13 protein-coding genes are annotated in these 16,132 nt (G+C 27.9%); 10 read left to right on the forward strand and 3 right to left on the reverse strand.

The features are described from left to right. Positions 1-117 precede the first annotated feature (117 nt). Together HMPREF0216_RS15420 and HMPREF0216_RS16590 are read left to right on the forward strand one after the other, a co-directional pair. A complete protein-coding gene (locus tag HMPREF0216_RS15420; RefSeq protein ID WP_040420224.1) occupies positions 118-1,023 on the forward strand; it encodes a hypothetical protein in 906 nt (301 codons plus the stop codon). A gap of 139 nt (positions 1,024-1,162) precedes the next feature. Then, entirely contained in the window at positions 1,163-2,464 is a 1,302-nt protein-coding gene (locus HMPREF0216_RS16590) for a L,D-transpeptidase family protein (protein ID WP_051040733.1), read from the forward strand. Between the two features lie 67 nt (positions 2,465-2,531). Here HMPREF0216_RS16590 and HMPREF0216_RS15430 read toward each other — a convergent pair whose 3' ends face one another. Next, positions 2,532-3,386, reverse strand: a complete 855-nt coding sequence (locus HMPREF0216_RS15430) for an MBL fold metallo-hydrolase (protein WP_005216240.1) — start codon at positions 3,384-3,386, stop codon at positions 2,532-2,534. Between the two features lie 322 nt (positions 3,387-3,708). Here HMPREF0216_RS15430 and HMPREF0216_RS15435 point away from each other — a divergent pair, with 322 nt between their 5' ends. Continuing rightward, complete coding sequence (locus tag HMPREF0216_RS15435; RefSeq protein ID WP_005216241.1) at positions 3,709-4,188, forward strand: LURP-one-related/scramblase family protein; 480 nt, start codon at positions 3,709-3,711, stop codon at positions 4,186-4,188. Between the two features lie 53 nt (positions 4,189-4,241). Here HMPREF0216_RS15435 and HMPREF0216_RS15440 read toward each other — a convergent pair whose 3' ends face one another. Then, positions 4,242-5,108 carry a LysR family transcriptional regulator gene (locus HMPREF0216_RS15440; RefSeq protein WP_005216242.1) on the reverse strand — a complete coding sequence of 289 codons (867 nt, stop codon included), beginning with the start codon at positions 5,106-5,108 and terminating at the stop codon, positions 4,242-4,244. A gap of 148 nt (positions 5,109-5,256) precedes the next feature. On the opposite strand from HMPREF0216_RS15440, the gene HMPREF0216_RS15445 reads away from it, so the two are divergent. The 4 genes from HMPREF0216_RS15445 (at position 5,257) to HMPREF0216_RS16595 (ending at position 12,803) form a co-directional block, all read left to right on the forward strand. Further along, entirely contained in the window at positions 5,257-5,832 is a 576-nt protein-coding gene (locus HMPREF0216_RS15445) for a chromate transporter (protein ID WP_005216243.1), read from the forward strand. Continuing rightward, complete coding sequence (locus HMPREF0216_RS15450; RefSeq protein ID WP_005216244.1) at positions 5,832-6,395, forward strand: chromate transporter; 564 nt, start codon at positions 5,832-5,834, stop codon at positions 6,393-6,395. The genes HMPREF0216_RS15445 and HMPREF0216_RS15450 overlap by 1 nt, the downstream gene beginning before the upstream one ends. Positions 6,396-6,475: 80 nt before the next feature. Further along, on the forward strand, positions 6,476-6,709 hold the full coding sequence (locus HMPREF0216_RS15455; protein ID WP_005216245.1) for a hypothetical protein: 234 nt from the start codon (positions 6,476-6,478) through the stop codon (positions 6,707-6,709). Positions 6,710-7,058: 349 nt separating this feature from the next. Then, positions 7,059-12,803, forward strand: coding sequence for an endo-alpha-N-acetylgalactosaminidase family protein (locus tag HMPREF0216_RS16595; RefSeq protein WP_005216246.1), 5,745 nt, complete (start codon positions 7,059-7,061; stop codon positions 12,801-12,803). Between the two features lie 99 nt (positions 12,804-12,902). On the opposite strand, the gene HMPREF0216_RS15465 is transcribed toward HMPREF0216_RS16595, so the two are convergent. Then, positions 12,903-13,724, reverse strand: coding sequence for a nitroreductase family protein (locus HMPREF0216_RS15465; protein WP_005216247.1), 822 nt, complete (start codon positions 13,722-13,724; stop codon positions 12,903-12,905). A 502-nt stretch (positions 13,725-14,226) separates the two neighbouring features. Here HMPREF0216_RS15465 and HMPREF0216_RS15470 point away from each other — a divergent pair. The 3 genes from HMPREF0216_RS15470 to HMPREF0216_RS15480 all read left to right on the forward strand — a co-directional run bounded on the left by HMPREF0216_RS15470 (position 14,227) and on the right by HMPREF0216_RS15480 (position 16,066). Next, positions 14,227-14,610 carry a DUF3221 domain-containing protein gene (locus tag HMPREF0216_RS15470; RefSeq protein WP_005216249.1) on the forward strand — a complete coding sequence of 128 codons (384 nt, stop codon included), beginning with the start codon at positions 14,227-14,229 and terminating at the stop codon, positions 14,608-14,610. A 197-nt stretch (positions 14,611-14,807) separates the two neighbouring features. Then, positions 14,808-15,218: a peptide deformylase gene (locus HMPREF0216_RS15475; protein ID WP_040420225.1), complete on the forward strand. Its 411-nt coding sequence runs from the start codon at positions 14,808-14,810 to the stop codon at positions 15,216-15,218. A gap of 272 nt (positions 15,219-15,490) precedes the next feature. Beyond that, positions 15,491-16,066 carry a TetR/AcrR family transcriptional regulator gene (locus HMPREF0216_RS15480; RefSeq protein ID WP_005216252.1) on the forward strand — a complete coding sequence of 192 codons (576 nt, stop codon included), beginning with the start codon at positions 15,491-15,493 and terminating at the stop codon, positions 16,064-16,066. Positions 16,067-16,132 lie beyond the last annotated feature (66 nt).

Here is a 16,132-nt window from a genome sequence, read left to right on the forward strand (position 1 = left end):
ATAAAATAATTATTTTCCTCCTACTCGATTGTGTATAAATTTGACTAACTTTGTAACGTGAGATAAAAAAATGAATAATATTATAGTATAGCGTAAGATGAAAGAGGGGTATTCGAAATGGGATGTAATAATTCAAATTATGGTTACAATTATGCTCGCAGAGTTTATTATTATCAAATGAATAGAATATATAATTATTTAGGAAAAGCAGTATATTCAATTTTACAAGAAGTTGATTTACCAAAATGCTATAAACCATTAAATAAAAGCTTATTAGCTTTAGCTAATGGATGCCAATTGCAAAAGGGTCATCCATCAATTAAGGAGATTTTAAAAGAAGCATTAGTATGCAATGAAAAACAAAAATGTAGTTGTAACGATGAATGTAATCACATTCGTCATTGTAAGTACATTGATGAATGCAAGTGTAATAATGATTATAACTGCAATGATGATTGTAATTATGAAGATGAATGTTATTATAAAAATGAGAAGCATCATAAAGATGAAGAGCATCACAAAGATAAGGGTTGTCATAAATATGGATGCTATGATAAGCATGAAAAGAAATATGATGAATGTAATTGCAATAATGATTATAACTACAATGATGATTGTAATTATGAAGACAATTATTATGAAGATGAATGTTATTATAAAAATGAGAAGCATCATAAAGATGAAAAGCATCACAAAGATAAGGACTATCATAAATATGGATGCTATGATAAGCATGAAAAGAAATATGATGAATGTAATTGCAATAATGATTATAACTATAATGATGATTGTAATTATGAAGACGAATATTATGATGATGGATGTTATTATAAAGATGAAAAGCATCATAAAGATATGGGCTATCATAAAGATGGATGCCATGATAAACATGAAAAGAAATATGATGATGGATGCTATGATTTAGAGAATATATGTGATGATTTAGATAGCATATGTGACAACTTAGATGATATGTGGGAAACTCTAGAAAAAGATTGTGATGATTTTTACAAAGAATATTAATTAATAACAAAATACCTTAGATAGGGATAAATATAACTATCTAGGGTATTTTTGTTTTATAAATAAGATTTAGATATAGTTACCATTTGTGATTATTTAAAATATATATTAAAATTAGTATAACAAAGGGGGAGTACTTTTGAATAAGTTAAACATTTCAAGGTATAAAAAAAGTATATTAGCAATAATTACAGCAGTTATAATGTTAATATTAGCATCAATAATAGGAGTTAAAGTATCTGCTAAAATTGATAAGGATGATAAATATAATTATATAATGGATCTAATTAAGCAGGAAAAATACATTTATGCATTAGGTGAGCTAGAAGATATACAGGATTTTTCAGCATATAGTAAAGAGGAAATAGAAAAAATAAATAATTATAAGAAAATGCTTACAAAATATATAGAAATTGATGAAGAAGCCTATGTTAGAGATTTAATTAAAGCTTTAGAAGAGTTTTTAAATAATTATAGAGAAACTTTGAATGAAGATATATTTGAAAAACTTAAAGAAAGTTTAGGATTAAAAATAGATAATTGTAAAGAAAAGATAAAACTATTAGATGAAGAAAAGAGCAAAATTATAGAAGTTATTGAAATGGATATAGTAGAAGGAGAAACTCTATTAAAAATATTTAAGAGTGAAAACCCTAAAGAAGATGTTAGTGAAATTGAAGCTATTATAGAAAATAGAAAAGAAGAAATAGCATTAAATGAAGAAAACGCTGGTAATACTAATAAAGTTGAAGCTGAAAAAGCAACTACAGAGGAAAATACTGATGTTAGTGAAAATGAAGCTATTACAGAAACTAATAATGATAATGAACCTAAAATTTCAAATACTATAGCAGCACAAAGTTCAAATCAATTAATTACTGTAGTAAGCAATGGTGGTAGTTATGCAGAACTTACTATGTGGGAAAAATTATCTAATGGAAAATGGATTGAAGTTGATTCTATGCCGGCTAGATTAGGAGAAAATGGAATGAAATATTATGGTGATGTATATGAAATGGACAAGTGCACACCAACAGGTATTTATACATTAAGTGAAGCCTTTGGAATAAATGAAAATCCAGGTTCAGCACTTCCATATAGAGTATTAGATGGAAGTGAATATTGGGTGGATGATGAAAATTCTGATTACTATAATACTATGCAGTTTGGAGATGCAAATGGAAGATGGAATTCGGCTGAACATTTATCAAGCTTTCAAGGGTATTATAATTATTCCATAGTCATAGATTATAATAGATGGCCTGTAATATCAGGAAAAAGTTCAGCTATATTTTTACATTGTGATTTAGGAAGTTATACATATGGATGTGTAGCTATAGCTGAAGATAAGCTTATTAATATATTAAAATGGCTAAAACCCAATAATAATCCTAAGATTATATTAGATTTTACATATGATAATATATACAATAATTATTAATAGTTAGCCCTATAGTTTTTATATTAATATATATTTGTATTGATATAGAAACTATAGGGGTTTTCATTTACAATTTTTCATTTCCATATATAAATGAAAGTAAGTCTTCTTTTTCAGAGATAGTAGCTTTTCTTTTAAATTCATCTTCAAATGCAATTAATGCTTCATCAATGGAAAGTTTATTTTCAGTTATTAATGCTATTTTTTTCATATAATTAAAAAACTCTAAAAAGGAATCTTTTGTGTAAATATCATTATGAGATGGAACTACATAGTCAGCTTCGCAACATTTTATTTCAATAAGTAGAGGTATAAGCTTTGATTTAGTGTAACTCCAATTTCCATTAAACATATCTAAATAAAGTGAGTCACCAACAAAAACAGTATTTTTATCATCACCTTCAACTGAAACAATTGTATTGTCATTAGCATGGTCACTAGAAATATGTTCTAGGGAAACCTTAATTCCACCTAAATCAATCTTTAAATATTCATCAAATACTATTTCTCCTTTAGGCAGAGTGAATTTTCTATTACTATCTGGGTGTTCTATTTTAATATGTTCTAAGCAAAATTCTATTTCAGTTCCATTTTTTATTCTTTCTTTAATAGCTTCATCTGTCCATTCAAGCTTGCTTTGTTCCTTTAGTTTATCATAAGTTATACCATTAACTATAGTAGTTAAGTTCATGTAATTAGCTCCAACTATATGATCCCAATGGTGATGAGTTATAACTAAATATTTCAGAGGAGATTTGCTTACTTTCTTAGCTTTTTCTAAAAATTCTTCCGCATGATTTTGAGAATTACCACCATCAATAACTAAACTACAGTTATCTCCAATAATAAGACCTAAAGTAGGTCTATCTCCAGCTTTTTTATAATCCATATAATAAACTCTATCAGTAAGCTTTTTTAGCATATTTTCACAACCTTTATATTTAGTTTAAATTAAATTCATTAATTTAATTTGTGCAATTTATTAAATAATTATATCATTAAGTTATGTTTACTAGCAATTTAGCTTTCTATAAAAAAATATATGAAAATAGAGAATTATTAATATAAATAATTTAGAAAGACAATTTTGTATAAATAAATTAATTTTACATAAATAAAGTAGTCATTTAAAATAATTAAATTATAATTTTAATAGCTATATGCACTATAATATAAAGATGAAAAGAGTTAAATAATATAGTAATATATAGGTAATTAAATTTTTATAAAAAGGATGGGTTTTTATGAGGTACTATATCAAATCAAAGCTTTTTAAAATAAAGGAAGATTTTTGGGTTAAAAATAATAGAGGAGAAGAAGTTTATTTTATAGATAAAGAGTTCTTTAGTTTTGGGTTACAATTTAGAGTAATAGAAAATAACAATGTTCTTTATAGAGTAAGAGAAAAACTTTTAAAGTTTATGCCAAGCTATGAAATTTATGATAGTAATGATAACATTATAGGATATGTAAAAAAGCAAATAACTTTCTTTAGAGATAATATATTGGTAGAAAGTAATTATGGTAACTTTGAAATCGAAGGTGATATTTGGCATTATAGATATAGAATTAACCATAATGGGAGAACTGTTGCATATATAGATAAGGAACTTTTATCATTTACAGATAATTATTATGTAGATATAGACTATGAGAATAATCCATTTATAATAGCATTAGTAGTAATTATTGATAATATAATTGATAAGAAAAATAATAATTAAAATATGACCAGGTGAAAGATAATAATTTTATTTCCCCTGGTCATATTTTTATACTATTCACATATATCAATAAAAGCTTTTGCACTATTAGTTAGAAATTTATTTTTATGATAAATAACACTAAAGTATCTATCAAGAGAAATATTTTTTATATTAAGCATTTTAATTTCTTTTCTATTTATGCTATCTTTAACTAATAAATAAGGTAATATAGACAATCCAAGTCCGAGAGTAACAGCTTTTATTATAGCTTGAGTGCTTGAGCTTTCCCAAATTATATTTAAATCAATTCCTGCAGTAGCAAAAATATTATCACATAATTCTCTTCCAGCACTACCTTTTTCACGCAAAAGAAAATTCTCATTTTTTATATCATTAATATCTAGTTCGTCATGATTAGATAATGGATGATTAATACCACATATTAATACTAATTTATCTTCTTTAAAGTGATGGCTTTTTATATATGAATTATGAATATTACCTTCTATTAAACCTATATCTATATAATTATTTAATATATGTTGTTCTATGGTATCGGAATTATCTACAATAGCTTGTACTTCAATATCAGGATAAATTTCCTTAAATGATTTTACATACTTAGGCAATAGATAAGTTCCTATAGTTATACTAGCACCTATACGAATAACTCCATGATTATCAAAATTTTTAACTTCCGTTTCCATTTCATCAAACAACTTTACGATATGATTTGCATATTGTAAAAGTTTTTTTCCAGGCTCTGTTATATACAATCTTTTTGAAATTCTATCAAATAGTTTTATACCATAGTAATTTTCAAGTTCTGAAATTGCAACACTTATTGAAGGTTGTGCAATAAATAATTTTTCACCAGCAGCAGTGATGCTACCAGTTTGGCAAACAGTTACAAATATTTTAATATGTCGTAAAGTCATAATATACCTCTCTTAATTATATATAATAAAAATCTTATGAATTATATATAATTATACTATTTAACATATGACCTCTCAATATATATACTTACATTATAGGTGTTTATAAGAAAAAAAGTAAAAGATTGTTTTAAGGGGGGAGTCGTGAATGAAAAATAAAAAGGAAATATATATTAAGCTTTTTTTATCTACCTTTTATTTGAGTGCTTTCACTTTTGGAGGTGGATATGTAATAATCTCGCTTATGAAGAAAAAGTTTGTTGATGATTTAAAATGGATTGAAGAAGAGGAAATGCTAAATCTTACAGCTATAGCACAATCTTCACCTGGAGCGGTGGCTGTAAATGCTTCAATTTTAGTAGGATATAAAATTGCTGGAATATTTGGTGCATTAGTATCAATTATAGGTACAATATTACCACCATTTATTATATTATCTATCGTTTCTATTTTTTACACAGTGTTTCGAGAAAATATAGTTGTAAATTCAGTTTTAAAAGGTATGCAAGCTGGTGTTGCAGCTGTAATTGCTGATGTTGTGATAAATATGGCTAGTAATATATCTAAAGAAAGAGAAATAATATCAATAGTTGTTATGATGGGGGCTTTTATTGCTACATATTTTTTTAAGGTAAATGTGATGTATATAATATTAGTTTGTGGAATAATAGGTGCGTTAAAGGTTGTTATTAAAGCTAAAAAGAAAGGTGGCGACGAAGAATAATGTTTTTATTAGAGCTTTTTTGGAGCTTCTTTCAAGTTGGATTATTTAGTATAGGAGGAGGAATGGCAGCAATGCCATTAATACAAAATCAAGTAGTTGATATTCATGGTTGGCTTACTTTAACTGAATTTACAGATTTAATTACAATTGCTGAAATGACACCAGGGCCTATTGCAATAAATTCTGCAACTTTTGTTGGAATAAAAGTTATAGGTATCCAGGGAGCAATTGTTGCAACTTTAGGCTGTATATTACCATCTTGTATTATTGTTTCAACACTTGCTTTTATATACTTTAAGTATAAGGATGTAGACGTAATAAAAGGTATTTTGTCAGGACTTAGACCTGCTGTTGTAGCACTTATTGCATCGGCTGGAATATCTATTTTAATTCTTACTATTTTTGGAGAAAAGGGCTTTTCTTTTAATATAGAATCAATTAATTTTATTGCAGTGATACTTTTCACAATATCTATAGTTATATTGCGTAAATTTAAAGTAAATCCAATATATGTGATGATTGGTTCAGGTTTTCTTGGAGGAATAATTTATTTAATTACTTAAAATTTTAAATTTGTAACTAATGATAATTTTGAGAATATTATTATATTGTGGAATAGCTTAAGATAAAGGAAAGAGAATATATGGGGTTGTATAATAGATATGAGTTTAGAGCTTATTCTTGTCAAATGAGCAGAATATATAACTATTTAGGAAAATATTTATATAAAATTTTAGAAGAAGTAGATTTGCCAGAGTGTCATCCAACATTAAATACTAGTATTTTATTATTAATTAATGGAAGAAAGCTTCCTAAGGGACATCCTTCTATAGAAGACATATTAAAAGAGCAGCTAGGTTGTGAAGATAAAAATTAAATTGCTAGAAATCATCATGCTGAAAAAAGTTTAAGATATTGCTTATAACAATATCTTAAACTTTTTTTTGTTTATTTTGAGATAATCCTGATAAATAGTGTAAAGGTTAATATCTTTACTATATTTAGTCATTAAACTTATAACAAGAGCGATAACATAGATTCTGATATATGATCAACATCAATTTTAAATAATTTACAATACTTATAAAATAAAACAAAGATACAATATAATTACAAAACACAATATATTAATATAAAACAACAATAAAATTGTTGAGAAAACATTTACAGATAATGTAATATTTTAATAACGAGAGAATTCTCGCATAAGTAAAGGGGGAAAAAGAATGAAAAACAATAAAAATGTAGCTAATTCAAGAAAAACTTTAAGTAAAAGATTGGCTGTATTAGTAGCAACTGCAGTAGTAGCAAATCAAGTAGCATCAATAGCTGTACCAGTTAAGGCTAATGATGTTAATAGTGAGGTTATTAGAGTTGAAAATGCTCAAGCTAAAAGTAGTGAGGTATATACTTTAAACTTTGATGAAACAGATTCTAATGCTCCTGAGTGGCATAATATTTCGGGCGATGGAACTAGAACAATAGAAAATGGATATTTGAATATAACAAGAAATAGTTCTGCCGGAAATAATTTTGTATTCTATGATCAAAAAGCTCCTATGCTAACAGATGGGGAAGTTGAAACAGAATTTTCATTTGAGGGTGGAACTAGTAGATTTGGTGTTGTTGTAAGACCAGCAACAGATGGTAATTATTTGTTTATTGGATATAATGATTCAGGTAAGTGGTTAGTAGAAAGTAACTCAGGTTGGAAAGATGATATAGCAGGACCTACACTTGTGGAAGGTCAAGCTTATAAATTAAAGGCTAGATTTGAAGGTAAAAAAATAACTATTTGGGTAGATGGAGAGCAAATATTTAGTGATGAAGTAGATATAAATAATATGCCAACAGGACAAGGTTATGGAGTAGGATTTAGAACTTGGTATGATAGTAAAAGTATTAAGGTAAATTATTTAAAATTTGGTCCAGTAGGCTCAATAGAAGACAATAATCTTAATAAAGATATAAAGTCAGTAGAAGAAGTTAATGTTGAAACTATAGTTAAAACTGCACCTAAATTACCAGCTAAGGTTAATGTAGTTTATGAAGATAATTCAACTGGAACCGAGAATGTAATATGGAATTCTGTAGATAAAGAAAGTTATGCAAAAGAAGGTACTTTTGAAGTTATAGGAACTTTAGAAGGAAGAGAAGATGTTACAGTTACAGCTACTGTTACAGTTAAAGCTGCAACTGATGGGGATTTACTTCCACCGGATGTTGTTTTAGAAGAAAAGACTTTAGTTTCAGAAGATATGACTGTAGTTTTAGATAATAACTTCCCAAGAGTTATAAGATATGAATGGAAAGATGGAGAAGTTTTAACTGGTGAAGAAGAACAATTATTTAAAGTTGATATAAATGACTTTAGTTATGTTCCATCAGTAGAATTTACTCAAGTAGATGCTAAAACAGCAGACTATACTATGACTTTTGATCAATTAGATGTAACTATGAAGGTAAGATTATCTTTAGCTAAAGATAATGTTTTAAGAATGGAAGTTACAGAAATAAAAGAAGAAGGTAGTTTTAAGGTAAGAACTATTAATTTTGCAAATCATAGTTTAGCATCTGTAAAGAGTACTGAAAATGGAAAAATATCAGGGGTATTAACTACAGGTGATTGGAATAATATTAAAGAAAGCTTTGAAGATGTAGCTAATGTTAAGGCTGGAGATTATTCTAAGACTTATGGAATAATAAATGATGATAAATTTGCTATAACTATAGATAATAACGTTGTAGAAGGTGGAAATAGAGTAGTTGTTAATGTAAGTGATGAAGATGGTTACAAAAAAGCAGGGTTATCAAATGGTACTTGGGTTTATAGAGAATCAGTAAACTCTGCTACTACTCCAGCATTTGAAGGAACTATTGGAGGAGTTGAAATTAAGGGTAATACTAATCAACCTATCTTCTCTAATGACAAAAAAGTTCAAAGCTATATGGGTAAAGAATATGAAGCAGTTTATTGTGGATTAGGTGGAGTAGAAGATTTTGAAGGTTTAGATCTTACTGGAAAGGTTGCTATAGTAGATAGAGGAACCCATACTTTTGAAGATAAAGCTAAAAATGCACAAGCAGCAGGAGCATCTTATATTATTTGTATTAACAATGTAAGTGGAGCAGTTCCAGAACAAGGTTATAAAGATACTATCAATATGATAGGTTTAAGTAGTGAATATGGAGATTTAATAAAAGCTACACTAGATGAAAATAACAGAACAACTGTTAAGTTAAGCTTACAAGAATCAGATGTAGTTCCAGGTAATCCAGAAGAATTACCATGGTCACAAATTATGATTGCTAGAGATGAAAACGGAAATGGTAAAGTAAATTGGCAAGATGCTGCTATACTTTATAGAGAAAACATGGAAGAAGTTCAAGGCGCAGATTATGTTAGAAATAGCTTCTCATATATACCATTTAACATTGGTTCATTAGCACAATCACCATTCTTATATACTGCAGATACAGTTAAAAAGTTATCTAATTATACTGATGGATTTGGGCAATTAGTATTAGAAAAAGGATATCAAGGGGAAGGACATGATGATGTTATTGCTGATATCGGAGGACATACTGGTATAAGACAAGGTGGTAAAGATGACCTTAATACTTTAATTGAAATTGGTAAAGACTATAATGCTAAGATTGGTGTTCATGTTAATGCCACTGAATATCATTTAGATGCCTTTGAATTAGATGTGGATAATTTAAAACCAGGTTTCCAAAAGGGCTGGGGATGGAAAGATGATTCTTATTATGTAGATCAAAAACAAGATGTAATAACAGGTGAACTTGAAAGAAGATTTAGCATGCTTAAAGAAGATCATCCAGATTTAGCATGGATATATGTTGACGTATATACAGGAAATGGATGGAATGCAAATGAATTAGCTGAAATAGTTAATAATAATGATTGGATGCTTGCAACTGAATTTAATGGACCGTTAGAACAACAAGTTGCTTGGACTCACTGGGGAGGAGACCCTGCATATCCAAACAGAGGTAATGAAAGTACAATTACGAGATTTATAAGAAACCAAGAACAAGATGTCTATATGTCTGATGACCTATTAAAAGGTGGTAAGCATATGTTATCTGGTGGATGGGGAACTAGACATGATATAGAAGGATTCTATGCTGTAGAAACATTCTATAATCAAACATTACCATCAAAATATATGCAACACTTTGAAATTCAAGAGTGGGAAGATGACGGAACAGATGGTGGATTTGTTAAGTTTAATGATAACTTAGAAGTTATAAGAGAAAATGGATATAACAACATGTATAAGGACGGTAAGTTAATATCATCTACTGCTCAAGATACTATTGATGATAGAGGAATAGGGAAGACAACATTATTTATTCCTTGGACTTGGGAACAATTAAGTGATGAAGCAGAGAATAAAGTATATCACTGGAATCCATACGGAGGAGAAACTACTTGGGAACTTCCAAATGGATGGGAAGGAACTCAAACTGTTAAGCTATATGAACTTTCAGACTTAGGTAGAACTTTTGTTGAAGAAATAGAAGTTGTTAATGGACAAGTTACTATTGATGCTAAGGAAAATACTCCTTATGTAGTATTCCAAGAAAAAGTTTCTGAAGATAGAATTGATAATTGGGGAGAAGGAACATTAATAAATGATCCAGGATTTGATTCTCAAACATTAGATAATTGGACAGTAGAATCAACTTCTGACAATATGGATCATATTTCTATAATTAATGAAACAGTTGCTAGAAGAAATGGTAATGATGCATTATTTATTCAAGGAATAGATAAAGTAGATCCATCATTAATACCACAATCTCAAATGACAGCAACAGCAACAACTTATCAATCAGGTGAAGATGCAAGCAAAGCTATTGATGGAAATGAAGGAACTTTATGGCATGCTAGCTATTCAGGAGTTACAGGCCCACAAAGCATTACTTTAGATCTTGGTGGAAGCTATGAAGTAAACAAAGTTACTTGCCTTCCAAGACAATCAGGAACTAATGGTATAATAACAAAATATGAATTACAAGTAAGTAATGATGGAATAAACTTTACAACAGTAGCTCAAGGTGATTGGGATAAATCAGCATCACTTAAAACAATAAGCTTTGATACAGTAGAGGCTACACATATTAGATTAGTTGCTAATGAATATGTAAATGGATTTGTATCAATAGCAGAATTAAATGTTTATCAAGATGTAGAAATTCCAGATGAAGATAAGGTATTTGGAGAAGGTGCAAATATTTCTCAAGATTTAACTGGTTTAGAACCTGGAAAAACTTATACTGCTTCTGTATGGGTTAAGAATTATGGAGATAGAGAAGTTACTTTAGGCGTTAATTGTGGTGGAGTAGACACTACAAGTACAATTGATAGAGCAACAACTAGAATGAATGTTGGTGAAGGTTTAAAATGGCATGGTGAAAAATTAACTAGAATGAGAGTTGAATTTACAGTGCCAGAAGGAGTTACAACAGCCAAGCTTTATGTTGATATTCCAAGATCAGAAGAAGCTACAAGTGTAATGTTAGATGACTTTAGAATTTGGACAAATCCTCTAGAATCAGAAGCAACAAATAGAGAAGGGTATGTATTATACGAAGACTTTGAAAATGTTGATGAAGGTCATGGACCATTATATATGGGTCAAGCTTTAGGAACTGATAATAGAACTCATTATGCAGAAAAAGATCCAGAAGGAAAACAATACATGAACTGGGTAATCAGTGATAGATTCTCATTAAAGACTAATCAACAAGCTGGAACTGTTGGTGAAATGTTATTAACAGACCAATCAACATTACAATTGGAACCTAATACAACTTATGAATTAGGATTCAAATACACTAATAAGATTGATAATTTATATTCTGTAGCAATTAAATCAGCAACAGAAGGTGTGTTATTTAGTGAAGTTTTAACTCCGGGTGAAGTTATAGGAACACCAGAAGATGGACCAAACTACAGCAGAGAAGTTAAAGAATTCAAGATAGAATTTACAACTGGAGATGCAGTTGATTACTACTTATCAATAGATAAGGGTAATGGATATGATGAGTTAGTATTAGATGATTTATATATTAAGGATTTAACTTCTACAGATGAAGGTGAAGATGTAGTAGTAAATAAGAGTGCATTACAAATAGCAGTAGAAATAGCCAATGAAGTAACAGAATCTGATTTAGCAAATGTTGTACCAGCAGTAGTTACTGAGTTTAGAGCAGCTTTAGAAGAAGCTAAGGCTATATTAGCAAAAGAAAATGCTACTGAAGCAGAAATAAATGCATCATTTGATAGATTAAGTGCAGTAATGCAAATGTTATCTTTTGAAAAGGGAGATAAAGAAGTTTTAGGTTCATTAATAGAAAGAATTAATGGATTAAATGGTGATGAGTATATTTCTAATACTTGGACAAACTTACAAACTGCATTAGAAGTTGCAAATGCTGTTATGGCAGATGAAAATGCAATGGAAAATGAAGTTTCTGAAACTTATAAATCTTTATTAAGATCATTCTTAGAATTAAGATTAAAACCAAGTAAAGATAAATTAAATGATTTAATAAATAAAGTTCAAACTCTTGATAGTAGCAAGTATACAGCTAAGAGTTGGAAAGCTGTAGAAGCAGCTGTAGAAAAGGCTAATGCAGTTATGAATAATGAAGATGCAACTGAAGATGAAATTGCAAATGCAGAAAAGAGTTTACAATCTGCAATTGATGGATTAAAAGAAACTGCATCATCAGGAAGTAATTCAGGAAGCAGTAATAATAATGGAAGTACTAATAACAGTGAAAGTAATAATGTTGCAAGTGGTACTGGAAGCAATAACTCAAGCAATACTTCAAACTCTGGAAAATTACCAAACACAGGTGGAGTAAATAGCTTATGGGTAGCTCTTACAGGTGTATTAGCAGCAGGTGCTGGATTCCTTACTAGAAGAAAGAAATAATCAATTAAACAATATACTATTAAATAAAAAGAAAATTAAAATTTTATTTTAAACAAACTAAGAGCTAGGTAAATCTTCATCTAGCTCTTATGTATTTTATTAAATCCAATTTATATTTGCATCTTTTCTTGGGACTGTTCTTTGGTATTTAACATCAGGATATCCAATAACTAAGCAAGATATTATTTGCTTACTATCTTGTATTCCAAGTAAATTTAATATTTCTTTATTATCTTGAGAAGCAACTAATAAGAAGCCACTAAAGAAAGTACCAAGACCTAAGGCATCAGTCATAAGCTCCATATTTGAAGAAGCTAATCCACCATTTATTGGAGATGGTGAAGAAACAAATATAGCAAGAGGTGCATTAAAGAATAATCTATCATTTTTTATTGGATCTTCTTTAAATTGCTTATAGCTATATAGCCACATGTTAGCATATCTTTTAAGATGTTCAGTTTCAGGAGTTAAAGTAGCTAATATATATTCACCTTTTTTTCTTAATGATTCATAAGCTAGTTCTCTTAGTTCGTTTAATTTTTCAGTAACAACAGTGTAAGAAACATCTTGACTATTAGTTGAAGTTTGAGTAAATCTTCCAGCATCAATTATCATTTTAATTTTCTCTGTTTCTACTGATTTATTTTTAAATCTTCTAACACTTCTTCGAAATTTAATAAAATTCAAAAGATTTTCAGCATCTATTGCAAAGGTTCCTTTATTATATTCTTTTACTTCAGACATATTATAATCATCTGTTGAAACCGCTTCTACTGGGCAAATAGCAACACAATGGCCACATTTTATACAACCTTCATTATTAATATCTGCTTTGCCATCTACTAAAGAAATAACACGGGTAGGACAATCTTTAATACATTGCATACAGGCAATACATTTTTCTCTATTAACTTTAAACATTATATACACTCCTTAATAAAAAATGAGATATATGATTTCATCTATATCTCTTAATACTTTCCAAGGCTGCTGTTAAAAAGTAGTTTGTACCTTTTATAACGAAATAAGTGCCAAGCTTTAACTCATTATTAGAGTTCCCCTTTTTTATCAAATTAATTCTTATATTTTTCAATTATATATTTTGATAAAGATGAATTTTTATAGTTTCTAAGTGAATGTCTTAAAGTTATTAATTCTGTTACAGGTTTATTAAATAGAGTATTCATTAATAATTTTTCCTTTCAATTAGGAATATAGGATATAGTAGAGTAAATTTGCAAAATATAGAATAGTATCTTAAAAGAAATGAAATAAAAGTTTAGAGGAGAACATAATATTAAGGTTTTAGAATGAAAAAAAATTAAATTTTAAATCAATGGCTATGTAAATATTTTCAAATAAGGAACTTTATTAAATATTTATTTGTCTAATAGATATACTGAATAAAAGGAAGGTAAGAATTATGAGAAAATCAATATTTACATTATTTCTTGGGTGTATTTGTATTATATCTATACTTGGAGGATGTTCTAAAGTAAATAAAGTATCTATGACAGGTAGATATTTAAAATCTACTAGTGATACACATCTTATTATTGATGAAAATAACTCACCAATTGTAATGGGAAATAGTTCTAAAAAGGATAGTATTTTTGAAGGGTTACAAACAGGAGATAAAATTGAAATTATATGTAATAGCGAAATTAGAGAAACCTATCCAGCAGGTACTGATATATATAGTTGTAAGTTAATTGAAAGAGGGACTATAGAGGATATACCAAAAGAGACATTAAAAAGCCTAGAAGAAATGGAGTGGACTTTTGATTTCTCTGAAATAGATAATTAATTAAGGCAATAGTTTTATTTGTAACTGCTATTTCAATAATTATCGTCGAAATGATTAAAAAGAAAAAGTAATATGTTAATATTTAAATATATAGTTATTTAATATATAATTAGTAATGATAAATAATGAACATATTTAAAATATTTATGATATATTAAATTAATTTGTACGAAGAAACTAGAAAGGTTGAAGTAATTATGATAAGACCAATTGTAAAAGATATATTATTTTTGGGGGAGAAATCAGAAGCTGCAACTAAAGCGGATATAGCAGTTATTGATGATTTAATTGATACATTAAGAGCAAATTTAGAGGACTGTGTTGGGATGGCTGCTAATATGATAGGAGTAAAAAAGCGTATATTGGTATTTAGTATAGGTGATATAATTGTTCCAATGGTAAATCCAGTTATATTAAAAAAAGAAAAAAGTTATGATACAGAAGAAAGTTGCTTATCTTTAAGTGGGTTTAGAAAAACAAAAAGATATGAAATAATAGAAGTAGAATATTTTGATAGAGATTTTAAGAAGCATAAACAAGTATTTAATGGTTTTACAGCACAGATAATTCAACATGAAATAGACCACTTTGAAGGTATTATAATTTAATAATAAATACTTATTACTAATTTATTAAAGGTTATTTTTTAGTTATACAAGTAAATTAAGATAATAATAAAAGCAAAGAGAGAATCTCTTTGCTTTTATTATTATCTTAATTTAAAACAACATTTTTAATATTCTCTTTATTAAGTAGATATAAAATAAAGAAATCAGTATAGAATAAGAATTTATGATATTATAAATTCATAAAGGAAGTTATTGTAAATAAAATATATAGTTTGATGTAAGCTTATATAGTAATATTAGGGGGGATTTATATGTCGCAAACAACTAAGAAGGCATTTGCAGCATCTTTAAAGAAATTATTATCACAAAAACCATTAGATAAGATAAAAATTATAGATATTACAGAGGATTGTGAAGTAAATAGACAAACTTTTTATTATCATTTTAAAGATATATATGATTTGCTGGAGTGGGTATACACTAATGAAGCAATGAAGGCTTTAGAAGGGAAAAAAACATATGATACTTGGCAACAAGGATTTAGTAAAATATTTAATTATATATTAGAAAATAAGGAATTTGTACTTAATACTTATAATTCTGTAAGTAGGGAATATTTAGAGAGATATTTATATAATGAAACATATTTACTTTTAATTGGAGTGGTTGATGAAAAATCTAAGGGTATTTCTGTTAGGGATAAGGATAAGTCATTTATAGCAGATTTTTATAAATATGCATTTGTTGGACTAGTAATAGATTGGATTAGAAAGGGAATGCGAGAAGATCCTAATGATATAATCCAACGATTAAATATTTTAATTAGTGGAAATATAGAAAAGGCATTAGAAGGTTATAGAACTGATAAAAGTTTTAAAGTAGAGTGATAAGAAATTAAATAAGTGATAAATAGTAATTTTTAAAACTAGACAAATTTTAAGATTTGTCTAGTT

This window comes from Clostridium celatum DSM 1785, from assembly GCF_000320405.1.
Lineage (GTDB): Bacteria > Bacillota > Clostridia > Clostridiales > Clostridiaceae > Clostridium > Clostridium celatum.

Excerpts from the sequence above, each read along its gene's own strand:
- HMPREF0216_RS15440 (WP_005216242.1), bottom strand. The coding sequence starts at position 5,108 with ATGACTTTACGACATATTAAAATATTTGTAACTGTTTGCCAAACTGGT.
- HMPREF0216_RS15420 (WP_040420224.1), top strand. The coding sequence starts at position 118 with ATGGGATGTAATAATTCAAATTATGGTTACAATTATGCTCGCAGAGTT.
- HMPREF0216_RS15480 (WP_005216252.1), top strand. The coding sequence starts at position 15,491 with ATGTCGCAAACAACTAAGAAGGCATTTGCAGCATCTTTAAAGAAATTA.
- HMPREF0216_RS15430 (WP_005216240.1), bottom strand. The coding sequence starts at position 3,386 with ATGCTAAAAAAGCTTACTGATAGAGTTTATTATATGGATTATAAAAAA.
- HMPREF0216_RS15445 (WP_005216243.1), top strand. The coding sequence starts at position 5,257 with ATGAAAAATAAAAAGGAAATATATATTAAGCTTTTTTTATCTACCTTT.
- HMPREF0216_RS15455 (WP_005216245.1), top strand. The coding sequence starts at position 6,476 with ATGGGGTTGTATAATAGATATGAGTTTAGAGCTTATTCTTGTCAAATG.
- HMPREF0216_RS15475 (WP_040420225.1), top strand. The coding sequence starts at position 14,808 with ATGATAAGACCAATTGTAAAAGATATATTATTTTTGGGGGAGAAATCA.
- HMPREF0216_RS15465 (WP_005216247.1), bottom strand. The coding sequence starts at position 13,724 with ATGTTTAAAGTTAATAGAGAAAAATGTATTGCCTGTATGCAATGTATT.
- HMPREF0216_RS15470 (WP_005216249.1), top strand. The coding sequence starts at position 14,227 with ATGAGAAAATCAATATTTACATTATTTCTTGGGTGTATTTGTATTATA.
- HMPREF0216_RS15435 (WP_005216241.1), top strand. The coding sequence starts at position 3,709 with ATGAGGTACTATATCAAATCAAAGCTTTTTAAAATAAAGGAAGATTTT.
- HMPREF0216_RS16595 (WP_005216246.1), top strand. The coding sequence starts at position 7,059 with ATGAAAAACAATAAAAATGTAGCTAATTCAAGAAAAACTTTAAGTAAA.
- HMPREF0216_RS15450 (WP_005216244.1), top strand. The coding sequence starts at position 5,832 with ATGTTTTTATTAGAGCTTTTTTGGAGCTTCTTTCAAGTTGGATTATTT.